This window comes from Serratia sp. GW822-FHT06D09, assembly GCF_058799515.1.
The window spans coordinates 692,244-717,664 of record NZ_JBXALO010000002.1; the positions used below are offsets into that span (position 1 = coordinate 692,244).

Genomic DNA, 25,421 nt, shown 5'->3' on the forward strand with positions numbered 1-25,421 from the left:
ATGTTGTTAGTAGATTCTCATTGCCACCTCGATGGCCTGGATTACCAAACCCTGCACCAAAACGTGGATGACGCACTGGCCAAAGCCAAGGCGCGCGATGTCGGGTACGTGCTGGCGGTCGCTACCACCTTGCCGGGCTATCAGGCCATGACGCAGTTGATTGGCCAACGCGACGATGTGGCTTTCTCCTGCGGTGTGCATCCGCTCAATCTGGAAGGCGGCTACGACTATGCCGAACTGCGCCGTTTAGCGGCGGCAGAGCAGGTGGTGGCGCTGGGGGAAACCGGTCTGGATTATTTCTATCAAAAAGACAATCTTGAACTGCAGCAAGCCTCGTTTCGTGAGCATATCCGCATCGGTCGCGATCTGAACAAACCGGTGATCGTGCATACCCGTGATGCGCGTGAAGACACGCTGGCGATCCTGCGGGAAGAAAATGCCCAGGACTGTGGCGGCGTACTGCATTGCTTCACCGAAGATCGCGCCACGGCCGAAGCCCTGTTGGACTTGGGGTTCTACATTTCCTTTTCCGGCATCCTGACCTTCCGCAACGCCGAGCAGCTGCGTGATGTGGCGCGTTATGTGCCGCTGGACCGCATTCTGGTGGAAACCGACTCGCCGTATCTGGCTCCGGTGCCGCACCGCGGCAAAGAAAACCAACCTGCCTACGTGCGCGATGTGGCTGAATACATGGCAGTATTGAAGGGCGTGAGCCTGGAAACGCTGGCCGAAGCCACCACCGCCAACTTTTCACGCTTATTTCACATCGAACTCTGATCTTTGGCCTAGGCTATAGCTGTAGTCATCGATTCTGGAATTTTTTTTAAGCTCGTAATTAATCGCCGAAACGGGTAATGTTCCCACCCGTTTTAGGGCGAGGTGCGGGCGTTTTTTCCTCTTTTTTGACAAAAAATAGGCGATTTAAGAAAAATACCCGGTTTTGTTCATTGAAACGTGACTGCCATCAAACATTGCGCAGCCTATTTATTTTACTCTGCGTAAAAATTCAAGGGGTGCTCAGACACCCTGAATTGCAGGGGTTTTTTCTCCCCCCCTTGCAACGCGAAGAATCGCGGAAAGTAGCAAAGCACTATTACTCAGGAGCACACTCAACTATGTTCAAGAACGCATTTGCAAACCTGCAAAAAGTAGGTAAGTCGCTAATGCTGCCGGTGTCCGTATTGCCTATCGCAGGTATCCTGCTGGGCGTCGGTTCCGCCAACTTTAGCTGGCTACCTGCGGTAGTCTCCCACGTGATGGCGGAAGCCGGCGGTTCCGTTTTCGCCAACATGCCGCTGATCTTCGCCATCGGTGTTGCCCTGGGCTTCACCAATAACGACGGTGTCTCCGCGTTAGCCGCAGTAGTGGCTTACGGCATCATGGTGAAAACCATGGCGGTAGTAGCGCCTTTGGTGCTGCACCTGCCGGCTGAAGAGATCGCGGCCAAACACCTGGCGGATACCGGTGTGCTCGGGGGGATTATCTCCGGCTCCATCGCGGCCTATATGTTTAACCGCTTCTTCCGCATTCAATTGCCGGAATACCTGGGCTTCTTTGCCGGTAAGCGCTTTGTGCCGATTATCTCCGGCCTGGCGGCAATCGTTCTGGGCGTAGTGCTGTCCTTTATCTGGCCTCCTATCGGTACGGCTATCCAGACCTTCTCCCAGTGGGCTGCGTATCAGAACCCGGTAGTGGCATTTGGTATCTACGGCGTGGTTGAACGTGCGCTGGTGCCGTTTGGTCTGCACCACATCTGGAACGTACCTTTCCAGATGCAGATTGGTGAATACACCAACGCGGCGGGCCAGGTATTCCACGGCGACATCCCACGTTATATGGCGGGTGACCCAACTGCGGGTAAACTGTCCGGTGGCTTCCTGTTCAAAATGTACGGTCTGCCTGCTGCTGCGATTGCCATCTGGCACTCGGCCAAGCCGGAAAACCGCGCAAAAGTCGGCGGTATCATGATCTCCGCTGCGCTGACCTCGTTCCTGACCGGTATCACCGAACCGATCGAGTTCTCCTTCATGTTCGTTGCGCCGATCCTGTACGCAATCCACGCCATTCTGGCTGGCCTGGCGTTCCCGATCTGTATCCTGTTGGGGATGCGTGACGGCACCAGCTTCTCGCACGGTCTGATCGACTTTATCGTACTGAGCGGTAACAGCAGCAAAATCTGGCTGTTCCCAGTGGTCGGTATCATCTACGGTCTGGTGTACTACACCATCTTCCGCGTGCTGATTGCCAAACTGGATCTGAAAACACCAGGTCGCGAAGACACGGCTTCTGAGCAGGTTGCCCAGGGCGGTTCTGAAATGTCTGCAGCACTGGTTCAGGCTTTCGGTGGTAAAGAGAACATCACCAACCTGGATGCCTGTATCACTCGACTGCGCGTTAGCGTGGCGGACGTGAGCAAGGTTGACCAGGCTGGCTTGAAAAAACTGGGTGCTGCCGGCGTTGTCGTCGCAGGCTCGGGTGTTCAGGCTATCTTTGGCACCAAATCTGACAACCTGAAAACTGATATGGACGAGTACATCCGTAACCATTAATTCAGGTCAGGCAGGGGAGTTTTAAGGGAGGCGAAAGCCTCCCTTTTTTATTGGTTTTTTGTCGGCTTTTAAATAAATCTCTGAAGGCCACTTTCTACTAACGTGGTGCAACCCGTCGGGATGATTGCATGTGGCAGTGCCAACAAAGATAATGGTTTTACTTCAATGAGTAGGTGATCTGCCAGAAGGATTTTGGAGCGTGAAAAAGTATTCTTATCCTTTTCTCTTTTCTGCGACCATCGCTTTTTTAGGGTTGGTGTATGGAGTGATGTGGTGGCATAGAGAGGTTTACCGCATTACTTTTCTCAGTGTCTCGACAACGCGCTATATGATCGTTGCAGCGATGATACTGGCTTTGTTTATTTCAATTTACGCTATTGGCCGTGGCGCCGTAAAAAGCAATAAGCACATTGATTATCTCAAGTTTTATGGCGGGGCCTGCATTGTTTTGTTCTTTGTCTTTGCTATGGCATTAATCACCATGACCTACCTGCTGCCAGGGCCGGTCGTGACCTACACGGCGGCTTACTCTTATGCTGAAGGTAGCAGGAAAAGTTGTTCTGGCGCCGATGTTGACGATCCGGACCTGGGGACGAACATAAGAATATGTCATCCCGCGGGTAACTATGCGTTCGATAACGAGATCTTTGTAGAGAAGAGAAACAATGCCCTTGGTTCGGTAGTCATGTATGCAATGACTTCCCCTTAGCACTGCTACTCAAATGTAGAAGTTGAGTATTCCAGCCTCTGCATTTCACCCAGCGTTTTCTCACTGGGTGAAAGACCTATTGGATCTCAAGCCGCCGGCGCAGCCAGGGGTCCTTAAGACTGAAGAGAAAGCAAGAGCCGGGAGGCGCTATTTTTCCGCGTGTTTTTGCAGGAACTGTTCAAACACCGCCAGAGTGTCGCTGGAAATGTGGTGCTCGATCCCTTCGCTGTCCAACTCCGCCGTTTCGTTCGGTACCCCAAGGCACACCAGCAGGTCGACCACTATCCGATGACGACGGCGTACCTTCTGCGCCAGTTGTTCACCTTCCTCCGTCAGGAAAACCCCTCGATAAGGCCGTGACTCCACCAGACCTGCACTCTTCAGCCGGGCAATGTTCTTGATCGCGGTCGGGTGCGACACACCGAAACGTTTGGCGATATCGGTGGTTCTTGCTTCGCGGGTGGTGACCAGCAAGTCGGCTATCAGCTCGACATAATCTTCAATCAGCGCATTGGACTGCGCCTCTCGAGCGCGGGTGAAGCGCAGGGCATGTTCAGCCTCGTCTGGCATTTCGGCCACGACGGGGCGGTCGGCGTCATCTGGTGCGCTTGTTGCCATATTCTGAGACGTCCTTTAAACGTAAATCCAGTGAGTTGCAGATTAATGCAGTTCCGCCATACGTTAGTCCAAAGGCGACGCATTATCAATTCGCCAGACGCATTGGGTGGAAATTAGAAATATTTGTACACAAAGGTAGAGTATCTTCCATTTTGCATAAAGTGTAGCCGATGCTACATTGCTGAGAGTGTTGGGTGAAAAATAACCAGAAAAAGATTGAGGGTAAACCATGCGTGATGCGGCAACCACCACATCGTTAACCGAACGAACCAATACGGCGATAGGTAACGCGCTTGCCGGGCGCAAGCGTGGCGCATTCACGCCGCTGCTGTTCGCCGGGCCTGCGGTGATTGCCTCCATTGCTTATATGGACCCCGGTAACTTCGCCACCAATATTCAGGCCGGCTCGAAATACGGCTATAGCCTGCTATGGGTGGTAGTGATGGCCAACCTGATCGCCATGCTGTTTCAGGCGCTGTCGGCCAAGTTGGGTATCGTCACTCAACGCAATCTGGCAGAGATGTGCCGCGATCAATTTTCGCGCCCGGTGGTGATCGGCATGTGGCTGCTCAGTGAAGTGGCGGCGATGGCAACCGATCTGGCGGAGTTCCTCGGCGGGGCTATAGCGCTTGCCTTGCTGTTCCATATGCCGCTGTTGCCGGGAATGGGGGTGACCGCGGTCATTACCTACGCTTTGCTGATGGTGGAGAAAAAAGGGTTCCGCCCGGTAGAGCTGATGATCGGCGGCCTGGTCGCGATTATTGCCCTGTGTTACCTGGTCGAGATGTTCATTGTACCGGTGGATTGGGCTGCGGCGGGCATGGGCATGGTTACGCCGCAGTTGCCGGATGCACAGGCGTTGACCATCGCGGTGGGGATTATCGGTGCTACGGTGATGCCGCATGCCATCTTCCTGCACTCAGGGCTGACTCAGCACCGTGCGCCAGCCAGTGACAGTGGTGAAAGGCGTAAACTGCTGCGTTTTTCCAATATTGAGGTGGTGATTGCCTTATCTGTCGCCGGGCTGGTGAATATTGCCATGGTGATTATGGCCTCCAGCGCCTTCCATGCCGGTAACAGCGACGTGGCGGAGATTGGCACCGCCTACCATACGCTGACGCCGCTGTTTGGCGCTGCGGCGGCGGGTATCTTCCTGATGTCGCTGATTGCTTCCGGCATTTCCAGCTCGGTAGTGGGGACGATGGCAGGCCAGATGATCATGCAGGGCTTTGTCGGTTTCCGTATCCCGGTATGGGTACGCCGCATGGTCACCATGGTGCCGGCGTTCATCGTGGTAGCGCTGGGGGTTAACGCCACCGACGCACTGGTTTACAGCCAGGTCGTATTGAGCCTGGCGCTGCCGGCGCCGATGATTGCCCTGGTGATGTTCACGCGTCGCCGCGACATCATGGGCGAGTTCGTGAATAGCCGCCTGACCAGCCTGGTGTCGATCATCGGTACGGTGATTATTATTCTGCTCAACATGGTGCTGCTGCTGCAAACCTTCGGTGTCTCCATTCCCGGTCTGGGCTGATACCAAGCCGTGCAACCCAGTGTCACGGCCTGGCAACGGCGAGCTCCCGTTAAGGCGTCGTTTTTGGCGTTGGGTTTTGTCCCTGGGTCAGAGCCTTCTCATCGTCGGAGATGCTGCCGGTATTTGCCGCCCATACGCCTTCCTGAGTCTTGGTGACCTGTTGGTGAGCGGCATTCAGGTTTTGGCCAACGGCAGCAATATGATTAGACTCCACACCGCCGGTATTTTCCGCCCAGGGAATGGTTTGATCGTTGGCCCGCGCGAGCCCGCTTAACAACAGAGGCAGGATGACCAGTGTGGCATGAGTAACGGCTTTCATTTTCATGATCTCAATGTCCTTTAATGCGTATGGCATACGGTGGCTTGGCCATAGCGTTATCAGTGATAAACAATTGAGGGGGAGGGATAGCCTTAAGTCAGTCTACTAACGGCTGGCGGTTTGGGATCCGCAATACGCCCTGTTCATACAGTCTAGGCCTGGCTTCCAGCGGCTGCGGTGGCGTTGATGTAAACGGAATCATTCATTTCTAAGCGGACATGTAAAACTGTTTCATGAGAAATAATTTGCATGTTTATAATGTTCAAGATCCAGCAAGCGGTTTTATGGCCTAACCTTTCATTTAAGGTAGAAAAGGCAGGGTTGGCGTAGTTATCCGTCTCATCTCATTGAGTTTTTTACCTCAGATTACGCCGCTCCCTTTTCTTGCTTCCCGGAAAAAAGCGTGCTGATAAAGTCGACGAATACGCGTATTTTATGGCTGCGGTCGCGCAACCGTGGGTAAAGGATATTGACGGGGGCGCCAACGGGAGCCCATTCCTGTAAGACCGGCTCCAGTGTCCCCGCCAGCAGGTAACTTTCTAACGTGCAATCCAGCAAATAGACCAGTCCGAGATGGTTTTTGGCCACTTCGCATAAAGACTGCGAATGATTAAAACTCAGCAGTGGGCTGGGGGACAGTTGATAGACTTGCTCGTTACGAATAAATTGCCACGGATCTGCCATTGCTTCACCTGAGCGGATAAAACCAAGCCGCACATGTTGTTGCAACTGTTGCGGGTGTTCCGGCCGGCCATAATGGTCAAAATAGACACTTGAACCGCAACACAGGTAGTGCGGTTGGAATAGTTTGCGGCTGACCATATCCGGAACATCGTTGGCGCCGATTCGAATAAACACGTCTGCACGATCCTCTACCGGATTGACCAGCCGATCGCTTACCGACACGCTGAGCTGTATTTCCGGATACTGTGCCAGAAATGCCGGCAGTGCAGGGGCGATATGCATACTGCTGAGCATCGAGGCAATCTCAACGCGCAAGGGGCCGCGGGGTTGTTCAAATTCATCCGACATATCGTTCTTCAGTCGATCAAACTGCTGCAATATCTCTTGCGCCGAACGATAGCAGCGCTCACCGGCCGCAGTCAGCGAAAAACGGCGGGTTGAGCGTTTAAAAAGCGGCTGTTGAAACTGCTTCTCGAGCTGGTTAATGCTGTAAGTGATGCTGGCGGGTGATAAACCCAGTTTAGTTGCAGCCTGGCTGAACCCTTCCATTTCCACTACCTGACAGAAAACGCGCAGGGCGTGTAATTCATTCATTTTGGCTACGTCCATTATTTAAATTTTTAAAAGAATATTTTTAAATTTGCCCACTGTCAATCAGGTGCGAAGTTGATTAAATTATTTTCATCATCTGTCGTTTAATGATGACGTAATTTACCACATGGTTAAATATAATATGTTAAGGATATTCAATGAAAAAAATAATCGCTGCTTTATTGCTGATGGGGCCAGGTTTGTTCACTCAAGCCTACGCGGCTGAAAATAATCTGGCGCATCAAAGTTATAAAGTTTCTGCTGATGCTGGTATAGCGGCGGAACAAAAAGCCGTTTACGATACGATAAATCGCTACCAGACTGCGCTTAATGCGGGTGATACCAACACTATTTTATCGTTGTTCGCGAGTGAGAGTTACTCACAATGGAATGAAAAGCCAACCGCGGACACTAGCGAAAAACGCCGCCAGCAATATGACGAATTATTTAAGAAAGAGAAGTTTGAAACAGAATTCGCCTATGACAGCGTTCGGGTTAATGGCAATATGGCTTATGTGCGTACTCATCATCACCGTGGGGCGACGGTTAGTCGAATTAGCGATTGCGCAACGCTAATTGATTTGAATCGGGAAGTCTTTATTTTAGAAAAACAGCAGGGGCATTGGAAAATTGTAGTTTATACATTTAACACCAACCCTATTCAGGGAGTGGGCTGAGTAATTATTAAATAAAGACCGCGAGAGCGGTCTTTATTTTCAGATTATCAACACGACTAAAGATTCCCTACGCCACCGTCGATCAGCAACTCACTGCCCACCATAAAGGCGGACTCATCCGATGCCAGGAAGACTGCCGCCTTTGCCAGCTCCCATGCCGTACCCATGCGGCCGATAGGCACCAGAGCGCGGATCTCGTCGCGCAGGGCCTGTTCATCGGCATCATTTAACCCCAGCTTGCCCAGCGCCGGGGTTTCTGTCGGGCCGGGGCTGAGGCCGTTAACCCGGATGCCGCGCGGATGCAGTTCGCCGGAAAGCGTTCGGGCCAGCGACAACAGCCCGGCCTTGCTGGCGGCGTAAACGTTGCTTAACGGCAGCCCGATATGTGCACTGACCGAGCCGCACAAAATAATCGACGCCGGATTAGCCAGCTGTGGCAGTAGCGCCTGTATCAGGAAGAACGGCCCCTTCAGGTTGATGTCCATCAGTCGCTGATAACTTTGTTCATCCCACTCCTGCAAAGGATTGTGCGTGACGTCACCGGCGTTGATATACAGCACGTCGAGGCGCGGCCAGTGGTTGGCCAACTGCTGCGCCAATGTACGTTGTTCATCGATATCTCCGGCGTCGCTGCGTAACAGCAACACGTCACCCAGTTCTTTTCCCGCTGCCTCGAGGCCGCTTTGGCTGCGGCCGGTGATCGCCACGGTGGCTCCCTCGGCGATAAACTGACGCGCCGTTTCCAAACCAATGCCGCTGGTGCCGCCGGTGATCAACGCGTATTTGCCTTGTAGTCGTGACATAGCCCACTCCTGTTTATTGTCGATACGGCCATTATTTGCGCTATAGTATCCTTTGCATAGTAGGCACCTTTTGGATACTAACGGGCGAAGAGGGATGAAATGAGCAAAGCTGGGCTTTCTGCTACGGAAAAAAATTTAGCCGGGTTGCCGACAGCGGGCGAACCTTGTCCGATGGTGGACTTCGTGAATCTGGTTGCAGGGAAGTGGGCGATTCCCATCCTTTACCGATTGATCTTGATCGACAGCCCGGTGCGTTTCAGTGAACTGCAACGTGCGGTAGCGCCGATTGCTCAGAAAGAGTTGACGCGGCAACTGCGACAGTTTGAGCAGCGCGGTCTGGTCACGCGGCAGGTGTTTCCGGAGGTCCCGCCGCGTGTTGAATATCAAATTACGTCGCTGGGCAAAACGCTGCGCCCGACGCTCGACTCTTTGGCTAACTGGATGCGGACACACGCACCCCAGTTAATTGAGGATTAGTCGCCGATACCCGGCGGATTGATGGCTGAGCGCGGGACCTTTTCATCGTGCTCACCCCAGCGATCCAGCACCTGGGCGTATTCGCCGCTGACGATCACCCCATTGATGGCGGCGTTGATGGCCGCCACCAGGCCGTTGTCTTTTTTAGTGGTGACCGCCACATAGGCCACGTTCGGGCCGATGCCAACCATTTTGGTTTTGCCGGTCAGCGCCGCCTTGTAGGCTCCGGTGGAATGGGGGCCGAAGTAGGCATCGACGCGCCCGGACTGAATGCTCAGGTTGGCGGCAGCATCGTCGGTGACATAAATCGGTTGCACCGGCGGCAGGCCGTTGGCGCGGTTCTGCTTGTCCCAGCCGAGCAGGATGTTTTCCTGATTGGTGCCGGAACCGACAATGATTCGCAGCCCTGCAACGTCTGCGGGTTGATTGATTGAATTGATTTTACTGGTGGATTTTACGTAAAAGCCCAGCGTATCCACCCGATAGGTAGCGAAATCAAACTTGGTTTTGCGCAGTTTGGTCACGGCAATATTGAAAATTGCGGCGTCATACTTGCCGGAACTGATCCCGAGTGGCCAATCCTCCCAGGAAGTGGGCACCAGATTTAATTCCAGCCCCAAGCTGTCTGCCACCAGTTGTGCAATATCCGGGTCGCTGCCAATCAGCGTTTTATTGTCTTCGGCAAACAGCGCCAGCGGCGGGGAATTTTCAGACGCCACTGCGACGGTTAACTTGCCCGGCACGGCAAAAGGGTAATTGGCTGGGATCAAGGCGATGGCAGCCGGGTTCTTCGCCGCTCGCACATGTTGTTGGTTGGCTTGCAGATCGATAATGCTTTGGGGTTCAGCCACGGCATGGCCGCACAGCAACAGCGCCCCCAGCGCCAGTGTTTTGAATTGCATGTTATTTCTATCCGTTGCTAATCATAGGGTTACTATTGGCGGCGGCCGCGGCCAAGTAAAGCAACAATAGTGAATAACCAAAGTGAAAAAATCGGATATGCGCTGCCCGGAACGGCGTAATTATTCTGGCTGGTTGCCTGATTCTGCATCACTCAACGCGGAAAGTGCGCAATCAGGTTGAAAGCAGTAGAATTTGTCACTCATACTGCGTACAGCTTTTTTCCCTCTACAAGGAACGCCAGATGGCCGAAGAAACGATTTTCAGTAAAATTATCCGCCGCGAAATCCCTGCTGATGTGGTCTACCAGGATGAACTGGTCACCGCTTTTCGCGACATTTCACCTCAGGCTCCGACCCATATTTTGATCGTCCCGAATGTGCTGATCCCTACGATTAACGACGTGACTGTCGAGCACGAAGCGGCTCTCGGCCGCATGATCACCGCCGCGGCAAAAATTGCCGAGCAGGAAGGCATTGCCGAAGATGGCTACCGTCTGATAGTCAATTGCAATCGCCATGCCGGCCAAGAGGTCTATCATATTCATATGCATCTGGTCGGTGGCCGTTCATTGGGGCCGCTGCTGTCACGCTAACCGAGGTCAATCATGCGCTATAGCAAATCCCTGCGTTGTCTGATGGCGCTGGCGTTACCCGCCGTTATTTTAATGGGCTGCAGCAGCCCGAAAGGCATCGCGGTCAACGACCGACAGACGGTAGTGATGGATTCGCCGGTGCTGACCGCGGGCATTCTGGCCGATAATCCGTCGATTTCGGACGCTTCCGGGCGCGTGATGGCTACCTCGGAACTCAGTAACAGCCAATCCACACCGGTAACGGTACACTATCGTTTTTACTGGTATGACGATCAGGGGCTGGATATCCGGCCTTTTGAGGCGCCGCGCACCATCACTATTGCGCCAAATTCAGACGCCACTATTTACTCGCTTAACGGCAACCTCGATGCCAAACGCGTGCGTCTGTATCTATTCTTGTAAACTCTTGGTTCAGTGGGAGAGGGATTAATGAAAAAGTATCTATTTGTGGCGCTGGCCGCGTTGACGTTAACCGGCTGTTTATCGCGTCCGCCGGAACCGGAGCAACCGCAGCCGCCGGTGACGGTTGAGCCGGTAACGCCGCCGATCGAGCAGCCACAACCGCCGGTTAGCGAGCCGGTACCGCAACCGCCGAAAATTCAGCAGCTCGATTGGCTTGGCAGCGTACAGCCGCTGGTGAACCAGATGCTGAAAGCCGATGGCGTCAATCCAGGCAGCGTGCTGTTGCTCGACAGCGTGAAGAACAACACCAACGGCGCATTGCAGACGGCGAAAGCGACCTCGGCACTGCACAAGGCGTTGGCATCCAATCAAACCTTCTCCATCGTGCCGGAAGCGCAGTTGGTCAGCGCCAAACAGACGCTGGGCCTGTCGGCGGATGACAGCCTGGGTTCACGCAGCAAAGCCATTGGTCTGGCGCGGATCGTCAGTGCACAGTACGTGTTGTACAGCGACGTCAGTGGCGACGTGAAGTCCCCAACGTTGGATATGCAACTGATGCTGGTGCAAACCGGTGAAATCGTCTGGTCAGGCAATGGCACCGTCAAACACTGAAGCCACGTTGCGAGCACTGATTGAGAACGAACTGCCGGCGGTGAAAACCGCCGGTTGTCGTTTCAGCCCGGTGCAGGGCCTGACCGGTGAAAGTTGGCGTATTGAAGGCGAAGGTGTGCAACTGTTGGCGCGTCAGCAAAGCCCAGAGAAAAGTGCGCTGGGCGTCAGCCGTCGGCGCGAGGCGCGAGTGCTGCATCGCCGTGGGAAGGACATCGGGCCACAGGTTTTAGTGCAAAATAATCAGTGGATTATCCTGCAGTGGCTTGATGGTGACGTTGTCACAGGTGCGGATTTTTCTCGCCTCAATGAGCAGGGCGATTTGGCGGCGTTGCTGGCCGGTTTGCATCGGCAACCTCCCAGCGGCTACCCGTTGAACCTGCCTTGGCAATTTGCCCGTTATTGGCAGCAATTGGATGGTCGGCGTTTGACGCCGGCCTGGCTGCGGTTGCATCAACACTTTCAGCACCGCCGCACACCAACGCCGTTGAAACTGGCGCCGCTGCATATGGATGTTCATCCGGGTAATCTGATCGTTCAGGGCGAAAATCTGCGGCTGATTGACTGGGAGTATGCGGCAGACGGCGATATTGCGTTAGACATCGCCGCGCTGTTTTGCAGTAACGCCTGGTCTCCCGCGCGCCGACAGCAATTTTTGCAGCATTATGCTCGCATCGGTTACCTTGATTTGCCCTTGCTGCGCAGGCAGGTTCAGCGCTGGCTGCCGTGGGTGGATTACCTGATGCTGCTCTGGTTTGAAGTGCGCTGGCAACAGACCGGCGATCCTGAATTTTTGCGCTGGGGCGCAGTGTTGCACCGGCGTTTTTGTTTAACATCCCATGTTCTATACCTAAAATAATTGGAGTTGCATTGAGGCGGCAAGTCTGTAAGTCCCCAGGAGCATAGATAACTATGTGACTGGGGCGTGCAGGCGCAGCCAACAAAGAGGCAGATTCAAGTAGACAGGTATAAATGAATAATGAAGTGAGGTGGCCGTGGGCCCAGTAATGTTAGATGTCGCCAGCTATGAGCTGGACGCAGAAGAACGTGAGATCTTAAAACACCCGCTGGTGGGCGGCCTGATCCTCTTCACCCGCAATTTCCACGATGCACAGCAGCTGCGTGAGCTGGTGCGGCAGATCCGCGAGGCTTCCCACGATCGGCTGGTGGTGGCGGTGGATCAGGAAGGCGGCCGCGTTCAGCGTTTCCGCGAAGGTTTTACCCGCCTGCCGGCGGCACAGTCATTTGCCGCCCTGAATTCTGCCCATGAGGGCAAGCGTCTGGCGCAGGAGGCCGGTTGGCTGATGGCAGCGGAAATGATCGCGCAGGATATCGACATCAGCTTCGCGCCGGTGCTGGATATTGGCCATGTCAGCGCCGCGATTGGTGAACGCTCGTTCCACAGCGATCCAACGCAGGCGTTGGTGATGGCTGAGCAGTTCATTTTGGGCATGCACAGTGCCGGTATGAAAACCACCGGCAAGCATTTCCCGGGGCACGGTGCCGTCAGCGCTGATTCGCACAAAGAAACGCCGCGCGATCCACGTCCACTGGCGCAGATCCGCGAACATGATATGGCGATCTTCCGCGAATTGATTAACCGTCAACTGCTGGACGCCGTAATGCCGGCGCACGTCATCTATACTGAAGCCGACCCGCGTCCGGCCAGCGGCTCCCCTTATTGGTTAAAGCAGATCCTGCGTCAGGAGTTGGGCTTTGACGGCGTCATTTTCTCGGACGACCTGTCAATGGAAGGGGCGGCGATCATGGGCAGTTATGCCGAACGTGGCCAGGCGGCGCTGGATGCCGGCTGTGACATGATCCTGGTGTGCAATAACCGCGCAGGGGCGGTCAGCGTGCTGGATAACCTGTCCCCGGTCAAAGCAGACAGGGTGAAGCAGTTATATCATCGCGGTCAGTTCACCCGTCAGGCGCTGCGTGATTCTGCGCGCTGGCAGCAAGCGCATAAGGAACTGAATGCGCTCAGCGAACGCTGGGAGGAGCACAAACAGCGTAATGCGGGGTGAACCCAGGGCGTCGTAATACGGCGTAAACGATGAGGGCTGCGGCGCGGCCCTCAGCTTGTTGCGAGGATCCACATGATTATCTATCTACATGGCTTCGATTCAACCAGTCCCGGCAATCATGAAAAGGTGTTACAGCTCCAGTTTATCGATCCGGACGTGCGCTTTATCAGCTACAGCACCTTGCATCCACGCCATGACATGCAGCATTTGTTGAAAGAGGTGGACAAGGCGGTTCAGCAGGAAGGGGATAAACATCCGCTGATCTGTGGGGTGGGTTTGGGGGGCTTTTGGGCCGAACGTATCGGCTTTCTGTGCGGCATCCGACAGGTGATCTTCAACCCCAATCTGTATCCTGAAGAACATATGCAGGGCAAAATCGACCGGCCGGAAGAGTACCGTGACATCGCCACCAAGTGTGTCGAAGACTTCCGCGAGAAAAATCGCGATCGCTGCCTGGCGGTGCTTTCCCGCCACGACGAGGTGTTGGACAGCCAGCGCAGTGCGGAACTGCTGCACAAATACTATGAAATCGTCTGGGATGAACAGCAGACGCACAAGTTCAAAAATATCTCGCCTCACCTGCAACGTATCAAGGCGTTCAAGACCCTGCTTTAACAGTTTTATAACGCGCGATGTCGCCGCAATGCTTGCTTTTTACAGGCAGACATTGCGGTATTTTGCGGTCAAAAAGCACCGTTTGGCCCGTTGGACGGTAAAATTTGAAACTGTGACCCAGCGCTAACTATTTGAATCACAATCCTCAAAATTTCCCTTCGTCCAGCCTTTAACCAAAAAAGTTTGATGTACATCAATTTTGGTATTACCAAATAACCCCCCATGCTATTCTGGCTTTAGATAGCAGGTTTAATTTACGCGAACCCTATGTATTCTAAGGATATTATTTCTTTACCCTTGGGCAACAATTGGTTCACATTTAGGGGGTTATTTTGACAACGCCAAAGAAAAAAATCGTCATCGTGGGTGGTGGCGCCGGTGGTCTGGAACTGGCGACCAGCCTGGGCCATAAACTCGGTCGTAAGCATAAAGCTGAAATCACGCTGGTGGACCGTAACCACAGCCATCTGTGGAAACCTTTGCTGCATGAAGTCGCAACCGGTTCCCTTGATGATGGCGTTGACGCGCTGAGCTACCTGGCGCATGCGCGCAATCACTCTTTCAGCTTCCAACTGGGTTCGCTGACCAACATCAATCGTGAAACTAAAACGCTGCACCTGGCGCAAATCTGCGACGAGCAGGGTGGCGAATTGGTGCCTGAGCGCGAGTTGTCTTACGACATTCTGGTCATGGCGCTGGGCAGTACCTCGAACGACTTTGGCACTCCTGGCGTAAAAGATCACTGTATCTTCCTGGATAACCCGCACCAGGCGCGACGTTTCCACAACGAGATGCTGAACCTGTTCCTCAAGTTCTCGGCGCAGCCGGGGCAAAAAGAGCGGGTGAATATCGCTATCGTTGGGGGCGGTGCCACTGGCGTTGAGCTGTCCGCCGAACTGCATAATGCGGTGAAACAGCTGCACAGCTATGGTTTTGAAGGCCTGGACAACAGTGCACTGAACGTGACGCTGGTCGAAGCGGGCGAGCGTATTCTGCCTGCGTTGCCGCCGCGTATTTCGGCTGCTGCACATCAGGAACTGAACAAATTGGGCGTGCGCGTGCTGACCAACACCATGGTCACCAGCGCGGATGCCAACGGCCTGAATACCAAAGGCGGCGAATTTATCGATGCCGATCTGATGGTGTGGGCGGCCGGTATCAAGGCGCCGGACTTTATGAAGGACATCGGCGGGCTGGAAACCAACCGCATCAACCAGCTGGTGGTAGAGCCAACGTTGCAAACCACGCGCGATCCGAACATTTTCGCCATCGGCGACTGCGCTTCCTGCCCGAAAGAGGGCGGTGGTTTTGTACCGCCGCGCGCCCAGTCGGCGCACCAGATGGCATCACGCTGCTTTACCAACATTCTGGCGCTGATGAACGGCCAGACGCTGAAGCCGTACGTGTATAAAGACCACGGTTCGTTGGTGTCTCTGTCCCGCTTCAGCACCGTGGGCAGCCTGATGGGCAACCTGATGCGCGGCTCGATGATGGTGGAAGGCCGCATTGCGCGCTTTGTTTACATCTCGCTGTACCGTATGCACCAGGTCGCTTTGCACGGCTACATCAAAACCGGCCTGATGATGCTGGTTGGCGGCATTAACCGGGTGATCCGCCCGCGTTTGAAAATGCACTAACCGCCCCGTTATCGACCACCCACGCCGGTTCGCCCGCGTGGGTTTTTTTATGCCTACAGCCGCAAGAACGGGGAGGCAGCAGCTGATTATTCAGCACAATGTCCCGTCGTTATGGGTAAAAGTCTTAAGAATCCTCCTAAACACTGGGGGTAAGTGGGATTTCCGGCATTTTTGGTCACATTGTCTTATTGCGAGGTTCTGGAACATTGTGCAGACTTTCTCTCGTTTACAGACGGCGCGTCGCGCACGCCGTAAACCGGAATACCACGTGCCGCCAATGCGCAAAATAATAAGCGCGGTGCAATGTCGGTAAAATCCCCGGTACAAATGCGTGGTAACACTTTCAGGAGGATTTCCTGTGAACAAGTCAATGTTAGCCGGTGTGGGTATTGGTATTGCAGCCGCTCTGGGTATTGCTGCGGTTGCCAGTCTTGACGTTTTCTCTTCCGGTCCGCAATACGCGCAGGTACTCGCTGCCACGCCGATCAAAGAAACCATCAAGACCCCGCGTCAGGAATGTCGCAATGTGACCGTCACTCACCGTGCGCCAGTACAGGACGAAAATCGTCTTGCCGGCTCCGTGCTGGGTGCGGTCGCCGGCGGCGTCATCGGTCATCAGTTCGGTGGGGGTCGTGGACGTGACGTCGCGACGGTCGTCGGCGCATTGGGCGGCGGCTATGCCGGTAACCAGGTGCAGGGGGCGATGCAGAATAACGACACCACCACCAGCACGCAGCAGCGTTGTAAAACGGTCTACGACAAATCACAGAAAATGCTGGGTTACGACGTGACCTACAAGATTGGTAATCAGCAGGGCAAGATCCGCATGGATCACGATCCCGGCACCCAGATCCCGCTGGATAAAAGCGGCCAGCTGGTGCTGAACAAAGCCTGATCGCCCGATAAGAATTAAACCCGCGAACAGTGTTAGTTCTGATCGTTTAACTCAGTTAAGCGAGCGGCATTAATATTGGCGCGGGTTTCTGTCTATTTACTCCCCGCCGTTTTGCCGTCAGGCCAGTACTGACGCTATTTCCCGCACTAATGTATCCGTGCGATTTATCCGGGCATAACTTCAATAGTGCAACAGTGTTTGTTATATTATTGTGCAATTGAGCGGGTGTTGTGGCGTGATGCCACCCCGGCCAAACCTGAGAATTGGGTCTCCCGGAGACAGAGATAAAAACATGTTAGATTTTCGCTTTCCGACAGCGTTGCAAATGGTACTTAGCGTAGCCGTGGCTGAAAAGCTGGGCGTGCGTTCGACCAGCGCGGTCCTTGCCGCCGGTCTGGAAGCCAATCCCAGTTTTATCCGCAAGCTGATGGTGCCCTTGACCAAAAATGGCATCATCGTTTCTACCCTCGGCCGTAATGGTTCGATTCACCTGGGGCGCCCGGTGGAGCAGATCACCCTGCGAGATATTTACCTGTCCGTGATTGACGATAAGCGCATCTGGGCCGCCCGCCCGGAAGTGCCGGCCCGCTGCCTGGTCAGCGCCAATGCCTGTTGGTATTTCAAGTCGGTGGTAAACGAAGCGGAAGAAGCGTCGCTGGAAGTACTGGCGCGCCATACGGTAGCCGACGCGTTGGCCGAGCTGGAGCGGGGCGACAAGCGTGCCTGTGCGGAATATATGGCGCGTGCCGGTCAGGATGCAGAGACAGCGGAAAAATAAATCACGCTAAACGCTAAAACAAAGAAAAAGCCCGGTGTTTAAACCGGGCTTTTTTATGGCTGACAAAGTCCTTTGCCGTTAAAAAATCTGATCTTGGGACGAATAAAAACAAAGAATTATGTCTTCTGAACTACCTCAAACATCCGAAAATCCCATTTTTCGGGTGTTTGTCATCAGACTAAGCCCGGTGTTTAAACCGGGCTTTTTTATGGCTGATACAAACGGAAGATTAGGCCGTTTGCTGACGTGCCTTACGTGTGACCATACGACGCAGGGTCACGTAGAACACCGGGGTCAGGAACAACCCGAACAGCGTGACGCCCAGCATGCCGGCAAACACCGTAATACCGGTGACGCCGCGCACTTCGGCCCCGGCACCGTGCCCCAGGATCAGGGGAATGGTTCCGGCGATAAAGGCGATAGAGGTCATCACGATCGGCCGCAGTCGCAGACGGCAGGCTTCCAGCGCCGCTTCCATGATGCTTCTGCCCTGTAGCTCAAGTTCGCGGGCGAACTCGACAATCAAAATGGCGTTTTTACAGGCCAGCCCCATCAATACCACTAACCCTACCTGGACGAACACGTTGTTGTCGCCGCCGGTCAGCCAGACGCCGAACAGCGCCGACAGCATGGTCATCGGCACGATCAGGATCACCGCCAGCGGCAGCGTCCAGCTTTCGTACAGCGCCGCCAATGCCAGGAAGGCCAGCAGTACCGCCACCGGGAACACAATAATCGCCGCATTGCCCTGGGTTGACTGTTGGTAGCTCAGGTCGGTCCATTGGATGTTCATACCGTTCGGTAACAGCTTATTGGCCATGCTGGTCAGTTCACTCATTGCCTGTGACGATGACAACACCCGTGGATCGGCATCGCCAATCAGGTCCGCCGCCGGGAAACCGTTGTAGCGGATCACCGGGTCCGGGCCGTAGGTGGTGCTGATGCTGACCATGCTGCCAATCGGCACCATTTCACCCTTATCGTTACGGGTGCGCAGGTTGGCGATATCCTCCACGCTGTCGCGGAACTGACCATCAGCTTGGGCCATCACTTTCCAGGTGCGGCCGTAGCGGTTGAAGTCATTGATGTATGACGAACCAAGGTAAGTCTGCAGCGTGCTGAACAATGCGTTAAGCGGTACGCCTTGCGCCTTGGCCTTGTCACGGTCAATTTTTGCGTCCAACTGCGGCACGTTGGCCTGATAAGACGAAATAGGGAAGCCCATGCCCGGCGTTTGCATGATGGCACCCGACATCGTATTGATCGCAGTCTGCAGCGCGCCATACCCCAGACCGGCACGATCCTGAATATACAGTGAATACCCGGAGCCCTGACCGATGCCGAGAATGGGCGGTGGCATGATCGAGAAGGCGAAGCCTTCCTGGATCTGTGAAATCTTGGCGTTAATTTCGGCGTTAATCTGCGCCGCACTGCGGGTGCGGGTGCTTAACGATTCAAGCGCAAAGAACACGGTACCGGTGTTGGGCGTATTGGTGAACTGCAACGCATTCAAACCGGGGAAGGAGACTGCATCGGTTACGCCGTCGACGCTCAGGCCGATAGCGCTCATCTTGCGGATCACCGCATCGGTACGCTCCAGTGACGAACCTTCCGGCATTTTCACCCCGCCAATCAGGTAAAGTTTGTCCTGAGTCGGGATAAATCCGCCCGGCACGGTTTTAAACATCACCCCGGCGGCACACAGCAACAGCACGTACACCACAAATACCGCGCCACGCTTGCCTAACGCACGTGAAACCCCACGCTGATAACGTTGCGAACTGTTGGCAAAGAAGCGGTTGAACGGGCGGAACAGCCAACCGAATAACCGATCAATCAGGCGTGACGGCATGTCCTTCGGCGCACCGTGCGGTTTGAGCAACAGCGCTGCCAATGCGGGTGACAGGGTCAGCGAGTTGATGGCGGAAATCACGGTCGAAATGGCGATAGTGACGGCAAACTGCTTATAAAACTGGCCGGTAACGCCGGAAAGAAACGCCATCGGGACGAACACGGCGCACAGCACCACGGCGATGGCAATAATCGGGCCGGAGACTTCGCGCATTGCCTGATGCGCTGCCGCCAGCGGCGACAGACCTTCTTCAATATTACGCTCGACGTTTTCCACCACCACGATGGCATCGTCGACCACGATACCGATGGCCAGCACCAGCCCGAACAAACTCAACGTATTGAGCGAGAAACCCAACAGATAGAGCGCAGCAAAGGTGCCGACAATGGAGATCGGAACCGCCAGCAGCGGGATGATCGACGCGCGCCAGGTCTGCAGGAACAGGATGACCACCAGAACCACCAGCAGCACCGCTTCAAGCAGGGTATCTATTACCGAGCGGATAGAATCGCGCACGAACACCGTAGGGTCGTACGGCGATTCCCAGCTCATGCCGTCCGGAAAGCGGGTCGACAGCTCGGCCATTTTGGCCCGCACCGCATTGGACAGTTCGATGGCATTGGCACCCGGTGCCTGGAAGATACCAATCCCGACCGCGTCTTTATTATTGAGCTGGGCACGCAACGCATAGCTGCCGGAACCCATTTCAATACGTGCTACGTCACGCAGGCGGACGATCTCGCCGTTGTCGCCGCTTTTGAGAATGATATTACCGAACTCTTCCTCGGTCTGCAGGCGGCCCTGCGCGTTGATCGACAGCAGGTAATCGCTGCGGGTCGGCATAGGTTCCGCCCCCAACTGGCCGGCGGAAACCTGCACGTTTTGCTCCTGCATGGCGGTAACCACGTCAGAGGCCGTCAGCCCGCGTGAAGCGACCTTGTTCGGATCCAACCAGATGCGCATCGCATATTCGCCCGCACCGAAGATCTGTACCTGACCGATCCCCGGCAAACGGGCCAGCTCATCCTTGACCTTCAGGGTGGCGTAGTTGCGCAGGTACAGTGAATCGTATTTGCCGGAAGGGGAGACCAGATGCACCACCAGCGTCAGGGCCGGCGATTGCTTCTGGGTGGTTACCCCCTGGCGACGCACATCCTCCGGCAGGCGCGCTTCGGCCTGCGCCACGCGGTTTTGTACCTGCACCTGTGCCTGGTCTGGATCGGTTCCCGGGCGGAAGGTGACGGTGGTTACCAGGACACCGTCGGAACCGGCTACCGATTTCATGTACATCATATTTTCGACGCCGTTGATCGCTTCTTCCAGCGGCGTTGCTACCGTTTCGGCAATCTCTTTCGGGTTGGCGCCCGGGTATTCTGCGCGCACCTGCACGCTGGGCGGCACGACGTCAGGGTACTCGCTGATCGGCAACAGCGGGATGGCAATCACGCCGCCGACAAAAATCAGGATCGACAGCACCGCGGCAAAAATCGGTCGGTCGATGAAAAAACGGGAAAAGTCCATGGCTCAGAATTCCTGCTGGGGCTTAGTTAAGCGCGGAAGCATCGGCGTTGATCGCCACGGTTTTTGCTGCAACCGGCATGCCCGGCATAAACACTTTTTGCATACCGTCGACGATCACCCGATCGCCCGCAGACAGGCCTTTGCGGACAATGCGCAGTCCGTCAGCCACGCGGCCGACCTCGATGTCTCGGCGCTGCGCCTTGCCGTCTTTATCGACGATATAAACAAACTTGCGGTCCTGATCGGTCATTACCGACTTGTCGTCAATCAGCATGGCGTTGAACACGGCGCTGCCGGGCATCTGCACCCGTGCAAACAGCCCTGGCGTAAAGCGGCGCTCGGCGTTTTCCAGCAGGGCGCGCATACGAATGGTGCCGGTGCCGGCGTTCAGTTGGTTATCGGTGAAATCCACCACGCCCTGATGCGGATAGCCGTCTTCGCCCACCAGCCCGACCTTCACCGGCAGTTTTGCCGTGCGTCGGCCATCGTTTTGGTACCGCAGGAAGGTGGCTTCATCGACGTCGAAATAGACATACACCTTATCGAGCGAGACCAGCGTGGTGAGCACGCTGGCGCTGTCGCCGGCGGTGACCAGATTACCGGCAGTGATCATGGCGCGGCTGGCGCGACCGTCGATCGGGGCGATCACTCGGGTAAAGTCGAGATTTAGCTGTGCCATGTCGAACTGGGCCTGGGCCGCTAAAACGTTGCTCTGTGCCTGTGCGGCGGAGGATCGACGTTGTTCCCATACCTCGGTCGAAATCGCCTGGCTGCCAATCAGCTTCTCGGTACGGCTGGATTCGCTGCGCGCCAGCGCGGCCTGGTTGCGCGCCCGCACCAGTTCGGCCTGAGCCTGTTCGCGCGCGGCGCGGTAGGTACGATCGTCTATGGTAAACAGCACCTGACCTTTCTTGACTTCATCGCCTTCGGTGTAATTCACCTTGTCGATATAGCCGGAAACTCGCGGACGCAACTGCACGCTTTGCACCGCTTCGATTCGGCCATTAAAGGTATCCCATTGGCTGATGGGTTTGATTACCACGTCGGCGGCGCTGACGGCAGGCGGCGGGGGGGCCGCATTCTTGGCGGCGCTGTTATCACACCCGGCCAGCAACGTGACCAGCAGCGCAATCGCCGAGAGGCGTGCGCCGAAACCGATGGCGTTATGACGGCCTGGAGAGGGGAACAATGAGTTTGGCTGGCTTGGCATTCTTTTTATTTCCAGTGGGTAAGCACGATCAGGCCATACACCCGGCCCTGTTATCCGGGTAACGACTCTGGCCTGGGGCCGACGGCAGTGCGGTTGCACCGTCATCGGCGCAACGGTTAGGTTTTGAAACACATTGTTGTCACATTAATGTATCAATATCGGTTACATTAATTGGGTGGATTATAGAAGTGCCCCTCCGTTAAATGCAATAATAAAAATTGCATTTAGTGCGAAACTGCTGCAACGTAATGACATCGGGCAGCGGATTTACCTGCCAACGTCATGGGAGCGTCAGCATGAATAGCACGGGCTTTATTACTGATTTGATTGAGTGGATTGACAACAATCTGGAAGAGAAGCTGGATATCAACACCGTGGCGGGGCGCGCGGGGTATTCCAAATGGCATCTGCAGCGTATGTTCAAGCGCCAGACCGGCTACGCGCTGGGGGAGTATATCCGTATGCAGAAGCTGAGGCTTTCAGCCGAGCGCCTGGCCAACAGCGGCGAGCCGATCGTCAGCGTGGCGATCTCACTCGGCTTCGATTCGCAACAGTCCTTCAATCGCAGTTTTAAACGCCATTACGGCCAAACCCCGGGTGACTGGCGCCGAGGTGGAATGCAGCCGCACATGACGGCCAACCGACCGCACTGAGGCGGATTGCAGACAGCAAAAAAGCCTGAACTCGCATTCAGGCTTTCTCGTCAAATAGGGCGGTGAGGGAGGGTTTGATTCGCTGCGTTCAGCCTCCCGGTCGGTATGAGATGCAAAAAAAAAGTCTGGAGGTTAATCCAGACTTTCTCTTTAAAATATGGCGGTGAGGGAGGGGTTCGAACCCTCGATACACTTTCGCGTATACACACTTTCCAGGCGTGCTCCTTCAGCCACTCAGACACCTCACCGTATTTTGTTGTTGCGTACTCACTGGTGCAACGGGGCGCTACTATAGGGAGAGAGGGCGATCCGGTCAAGCAGAATTTCTTGGTTTCGACGCGTCCGGTTAACCTGTGTTCGCTTTGCTGAAAACTACGGCGAACCGCACGCACAGGCAGTTTCGCCAGGGCGTTTCCTGCGCCGCAGGCAACAAAAAAGCCTGAACTTGCGTTCAGGCTTTCTCTTTAAAAGATGGCGGTGAGAGAGGGCTTGATTCGCTGCGCTCACCCTGCGGGCCGCCTTTGGCGGTCCAAAACACGTAGCGTTTTGTCAAACCCTGTCGAGGGTTCTTACCCTCTCGGATCCTGCTTTATAAAAGCAAAAAAGCCTGGACGCGAATCCAGGCTTTCTCTTTAAAATATGGCGGTGAGAGAGGGGTTCGAACCCTCGATACACTTTCGCGTATACACACTTTCCAGGCGTGCTCCTTCAGCCACTCAGACACCTCACCGTTTTACTTCATCGCCAACGCGTTGCGCTGTCGACGGGCGCTAATGTAGGAGAATCTGATCCCAGCGTCAACCCTCTTGTGACATAACCATGATTGTTTAGCTAAACTTGCAGCAATTTGCTGATTTCCCGAGCAATCGACCACCGCGCTACACACATCCGCTGGACCCTCATGGGGCTAAATTGCCTTGCAGGTTAATATTTGTACATTTTGGTGTTGGTTAGCTCAATATATCAGCAGTGGGATTATCCATGGTGAAGTTATATGCATTAATACTGGATTATTAGTCATATGTGTCGCTAAATAGATTGGTGCAGGCACGGCGGTTTTGGCAAGGAATATCACACCGCCGCGCAGGTTGCCGGGCAAGACGCCGGCGATAACGCAGACAGGGACTGACCTATTAAATAATAATGCAGTAGAGGTTCATTTTGACTCCATCGGACTCCACAACGGCAGCGCCGCAGCGCCATGCCATCCCCCCGGGCGCCGGGGCACTGTTCTTTATCCAAATCTTTGCCACCCTGGGTTTTGCCGTGCTGTATTCCACGCTGGTGCTCTACGCCACCAAGCGCCTGGGCTTCAGCGAAGGCAGCGCCAACGCCATGATGGGCGTATTTGGTGCGTTCAACTACGGTTTGCATATGTTTGGCGGTTACCTGGGCGGGCGCTTCCTCAGCAACCGCAACCTGTTCGTGCTGGGCATGGTGCTGCAGGTGATCGGTTGTGCATTGATCGCCGTGGCGGGCGTTTGGGGGCTTTATTGGGGGCTGGCGATGTTCCTGACCGGCAGCGGGCTGAACGTCACCTGCATTAATATGATGCTGACCCAGCGCTTTAAACCGGATGACGATCGGCGCGAATCGGCCTTTTTGTGGAACTACGCCGGGATGAACCTGGGGTTCTTTGTCGGATTCACCGTGGCCGGCTATTTCCAACTGACCGAAAACTACCGCGCTCTGTTCCTGTTCGCCACGTTGGGCAATGCCGCGGCGATCATCGTCGCCGTCAGCCGCTGGCGCATTCTGGCCGATCTCAACACCCCGCTGCACGATGCCAGCCGTTCGCAATACCGCTGGCGCATGCTGGTCGGGCTGGCAGTGTTGGTGGCACTGGTACCCATTATCCGCGTGATGCTGACCCATGCCGAATTCAGCGGCCACTTCGTGATTGGCCTCGGAGTACTGATTTTCCTGATGTTATGCGTGGTGACGTTGCGCCACCACCCGCGTGACGAGCGTCGCCGGATGACGGCTTACCTGATCCTGGCATTAGGCTCTCTGGTGTTTTGGGCGCTGTATCAGCTGGCCCCAATGGGGCTGATGCTGTTCTCCGAGCACAATATCAATCTGAACGTTTATGGCATTCAGGTGGCGCCGCAGTGGATCCAGAACATTAATACGCTGGTGATCGTGGTGGGTGGCCCGCTGATGGCCTGGTGGTTCAATCGCCTGCGCGCTCGCGGCTGCAATATCGATATTCCGATGCAGTTCTCCGGTTCGCTGTTTTGCATCGGGCTGGGCATGCTGGTGTTGCCGTTGGGCATTAGTCTGGCCGGCGGCGACGGGCTGGTGGCGTTCAAATGGATCGCGATCAGTTACGTGTTGCAGAGCATCGGCGAACTGATGATTTCCCCTATCGGTTACGCGATGATCGGCAAACTGGCGCCACCGCGTTATCAGGGCGTCATGATGGGCTGCTGGATGATGGTCACCGGCGTTGCTTCGGTGCTGGCAGGCTATGTCTCCGGCCTGATGCCGGAAAACAGCGGCAGTACCCCGTTGCAAACTAACCCTGGCTACAGCGAGGTGTTCAGCGTACTGGGTTGGGGCGCCGCGGGCGTTGGCGTGGTGATGCTGATTTTGATCCCGCTGTTGCGCAGGCTTATCCGGCATGACGCTCCTGCCGCAGCCTGAGATCCCACGGTCTAAAAACAGCCCCACTGGTCGGGGCTGTTTTCATTTTGAGCTTTAGCGCTTGCATCTGCTGGCGAATCGCGGAAGTCTGGATGCAAATGCATAAAAACAGACGGGAGC

The 25,421-nt window shown here is 55.1% G+C and carries 24 protein-coding genes and 2 tRNA genes; 17 read left to right on the forward strand and 9 right to left on the reverse strand.

All coding sequences use genetic code 11. The annotated features are described in order from the left end of the window. The 3 genes from AC1RKG_RS07020 to AC1RKG_RS07030 all read left to right on the forward strand — a co-directional run bounded on the left by AC1RKG_RS07020 (position 1) and on the right by AC1RKG_RS07030 (position 3,258). Entirely contained in the window at positions 1-777 is a 777-nt protein-coding gene (locus AC1RKG_RS07020) for a metal-dependent hydrolase (protein WP_020826344.1), read from the forward strand. 338 nt (positions 778-1,115) lie between these two features. Continuing rightward, positions 1,116-2,549, forward strand: coding sequence for a PTS glucose transporter subunit IIBC (gene ptsG / locus AC1RKG_RS07025; protein ID WP_020826345.1), 1,434 nt, complete (start codon positions 1,116-1,118; stop codon positions 2,547-2,549). 199 nt (positions 2,550-2,748) lie between these two features. Further along, positions 2,749-3,258 (forward strand): hypothetical protein, encoded by a 510-nt coding sequence (locus tag AC1RKG_RS07030; protein WP_020826346.1) that lies wholly within the window; start codon positions 2,749-2,751, stop codon positions 3,256-3,258. Positions 3,259-3,405: 147 nt separating this feature from the next. On the opposite strand, the gene mntR is transcribed toward AC1RKG_RS07030, so the two are convergent. Next, on the reverse strand, positions 3,406-3,876 hold the full coding sequence (gene mntR / locus AC1RKG_RS07035; RefSeq protein ID WP_020826347.1) for a manganese-binding transcriptional regulator MntR: 471 nt from the start codon (positions 3,874-3,876) through the stop codon (positions 3,406-3,408). Between the two features lie 229 nt (positions 3,877-4,105). On the opposite strand from mntR, the gene AC1RKG_RS07040 reads away from it, so the two are divergent. Next, positions 4,106-5,410, forward strand: coding sequence for an Nramp family divalent metal transporter (locus AC1RKG_RS07040; protein WP_493182470.1), 1,305 nt, complete (start codon positions 4,106-4,108; stop codon positions 5,408-5,410). Between the two features lie 49 nt (positions 5,411-5,459). On the opposite strand, the gene AC1RKG_RS07045 is transcribed toward AC1RKG_RS07040, so the two are convergent. Next, on the reverse strand, positions 5,460-5,735 hold the full coding sequence (locus tag AC1RKG_RS07045; protein ID WP_493182472.1) for a hypothetical protein: 276 nt from the start codon (positions 5,733-5,735) through the stop codon (positions 5,460-5,462). Positions 5,736-6,095: 360 nt separating this feature from the next. After that, positions 6,096-7,007 carry a LysR family transcriptional regulator gene (locus AC1RKG_RS07050; RefSeq protein WP_046373907.1) on the reverse strand — a complete coding sequence of 304 codons (912 nt, stop codon included), beginning with the start codon at positions 7,005-7,007 and terminating at the stop codon, positions 6,096-6,098. A gap of 155 nt (positions 7,008-7,162) precedes the next feature. On the opposite strand from AC1RKG_RS07050, the gene AC1RKG_RS07055 reads away from it, so the two are divergent. Further along, positions 7,163-7,681, forward strand: a complete 519-nt coding sequence (locus AC1RKG_RS07055) for a YybH family protein (RefSeq protein WP_493182474.1) — start codon at positions 7,163-7,165, stop codon at positions 7,679-7,681. Positions 7,682-7,737: 56 nt separating this feature from the next. On the opposite strand, the gene AC1RKG_RS07060 is transcribed toward AC1RKG_RS07055, so the two are convergent. Beyond that, entirely contained in the window at positions 7,738-8,484 is a 747-nt protein-coding gene (locus AC1RKG_RS07060; RefSeq protein WP_493182475.1) for an SDR family oxidoreductase, read from the reverse strand. 99 nt (positions 8,485-8,583) lie between these two features. On the opposite strand from AC1RKG_RS07060, the gene AC1RKG_RS07065 reads away from it, so the two are divergent. Continuing rightward, positions 8,584-8,961 carry a winged helix-turn-helix transcriptional regulator gene (locus tag AC1RKG_RS07065; RefSeq protein ID WP_075207786.1) on the forward strand — a complete coding sequence of 126 codons (378 nt, stop codon included), beginning with the start codon at positions 8,584-8,586 and terminating at the stop codon, positions 8,959-8,961. Here AC1RKG_RS07065 and AC1RKG_RS07070 read toward each other — a convergent pair. After that, positions 8,958-9,863 carry an ABC transporter substrate-binding protein gene (locus AC1RKG_RS07070; RefSeq protein WP_020826354.1) on the reverse strand — a complete coding sequence of 302 codons (906 nt, stop codon included), beginning with the start codon at positions 9,861-9,863 and terminating at the stop codon, positions 8,958-8,960. The genes AC1RKG_RS07065 and AC1RKG_RS07070 overlap by 4 nt on opposite strands. Before the next feature lie 242 nt (positions 9,864-10,105). Here AC1RKG_RS07070 and hinT point away from each other — a divergent pair, with 242 nt between their 5' ends. The 9 genes from hinT to AC1RKG_RS07115 all read left to right on the forward strand — a co-directional run bounded on the left by hinT (position 10,106) and on the right by AC1RKG_RS07115 (position 17,419). Then, positions 10,106-10,456, forward strand: a complete 351-nt coding sequence (hinT, locus tag AC1RKG_RS07075; RefSeq protein ID WP_020826355.1) for a purine nucleoside phosphoramidase — start codon at positions 10,106-10,108, stop codon at positions 10,454-10,456. 12 nt (positions 10,457-10,468) lie between these two features. Then, positions 10,469-10,858: a YcfL family putative periplasmic lipoprotein gene (locus AC1RKG_RS07080; RefSeq protein ID WP_020826356.1), complete on the forward strand. Its 390-nt coding sequence runs from the start codon at positions 10,469-10,471 to the stop codon at positions 10,856-10,858. Positions 10,859-10,885: 27 nt separating this feature from the next. Further along, positions 10,886-11,470: a penicillin-binding protein activator LpoB gene (lpoB, locus tag AC1RKG_RS07085; protein ID WP_020826357.1), complete on the forward strand. Its 585-nt coding sequence runs from the start codon at positions 10,886-10,888 to the stop codon at positions 11,468-11,470. Next, positions 11,451-12,326 carry a thiamine kinase gene (gene thiK, locus AC1RKG_RS07090; protein WP_493182478.1) on the forward strand — a complete coding sequence of 292 codons (876 nt, stop codon included), beginning with the start codon at positions 11,451-11,453 and terminating at the stop codon, positions 12,324-12,326. The genes lpoB and thiK overlap by 20 nt, the downstream gene beginning before the upstream one ends. A gap of 148 nt (positions 12,327-12,474) precedes the next feature. Beyond that, the gene (gene nagZ / locus AC1RKG_RS07095) at positions 12,475-13,494 is read left to right on the forward strand and encodes a beta-N-acetylhexosaminidase (RefSeq protein WP_046373903.1); all 1,020 of its coding nucleotides are present in this window, start codon (positions 12,475-12,477) and stop codon (positions 13,492-13,494) included. A 72-nt stretch (positions 13,495-13,566) separates the two neighbouring features. Further along, positions 13,567-14,109 carry an alpha/beta hydrolase YcfP gene (ycfP, locus tag AC1RKG_RS07100; protein ID WP_020826360.1) on the forward strand — a complete coding sequence of 181 codons (543 nt, stop codon included), beginning with the start codon at positions 13,567-13,569 and terminating at the stop codon, positions 14,107-14,109. A gap of 332 nt (positions 14,110-14,441) precedes the next feature. Next, complete coding sequence (locus tag AC1RKG_RS07105; RefSeq protein ID WP_020826361.1) at positions 14,442-15,746, forward strand: NAD(P)/FAD-dependent oxidoreductase; 1,305 nt, start codon at positions 14,442-14,444, stop codon at positions 15,744-15,746. 358 nt (positions 15,747-16,104) lie between these two features. Beyond that, complete coding sequence (locus AC1RKG_RS07110; protein WP_169534192.1) at positions 16,105-16,641, forward strand: glycine zipper 2TM domain-containing protein; 537 nt, start codon at positions 16,105-16,107, stop codon at positions 16,639-16,641. Between the two features lie 292 nt (positions 16,642-16,933). Continuing rightward, the gene (locus AC1RKG_RS07115; protein ID WP_020826363.1) at positions 16,934-17,419 is read left to right on the forward strand and encodes an RrF2 family transcriptional regulator; all 486 of its coding nucleotides are present in this window, start codon (positions 16,934-16,936) and stop codon (positions 17,417-17,419) included. A gap of 229 nt (positions 17,420-17,648) precedes the next feature. Here AC1RKG_RS07115 and sdeB read toward each other — a convergent pair whose 3' ends face one another. Then, positions 17,649-20,792 (reverse strand): multidrug efflux RND transporter permease subunit SdeB, encoded by a 3,144-nt coding sequence (gene sdeB, locus AC1RKG_RS07120; RefSeq protein ID WP_116690743.1) that lies wholly within the window; start codon positions 20,790-20,792, stop codon positions 17,649-17,651. A gap of 22 nt (positions 20,793-20,814) precedes the next feature. Further along, entirely contained in the window at positions 20,815-22,002 is a 1,188-nt protein-coding gene (locus AC1RKG_RS07125) for an efflux RND transporter periplasmic adaptor subunit (protein ID WP_020826365.1), read from the reverse strand. A gap of 296 nt (positions 22,003-22,298) precedes the next feature. Here AC1RKG_RS07125 and AC1RKG_RS07130 point away from each other — a divergent pair, with 296 nt between their 5' ends. Beyond that, complete coding sequence (locus tag AC1RKG_RS07130; protein WP_122078607.1) at positions 22,299-22,655, forward strand: helix-turn-helix domain-containing protein; 357 nt, start codon at positions 22,299-22,301, stop codon at positions 22,653-22,655. A gap of 158 nt (positions 22,656-22,813) precedes the next feature. Here AC1RKG_RS07130 and AC1RKG_RS07135 read toward each other — a convergent pair. Both AC1RKG_RS07135 and AC1RKG_RS07140 read right to left on the reverse strand, forming a co-directional pair. Then, positions 22,814-22,903, reverse strand: a tRNA-Ser gene (locus tag AC1RKG_RS07135). A 392-nt stretch (positions 22,904-23,295) separates the two neighbouring features. Further along, positions 23,296-23,385: transfer RNA gene (locus tag AC1RKG_RS07140), tRNA-Ser, on the reverse strand. Positions 23,386-23,816: 431 nt separating this feature from the next. Between AC1RKG_RS07140 and AC1RKG_RS07145 the strand changes: the two genes are divergently transcribed. Continuing rightward, positions 23,817-25,301 (forward strand): peptide MFS transporter, encoded by a 1,485-nt coding sequence (locus tag AC1RKG_RS07145; protein WP_048762105.1) that lies wholly within the window; start codon positions 23,817-23,819, stop codon positions 25,299-25,301. Positions 25,302-25,421: the final 120 nt, after the last annotated feature.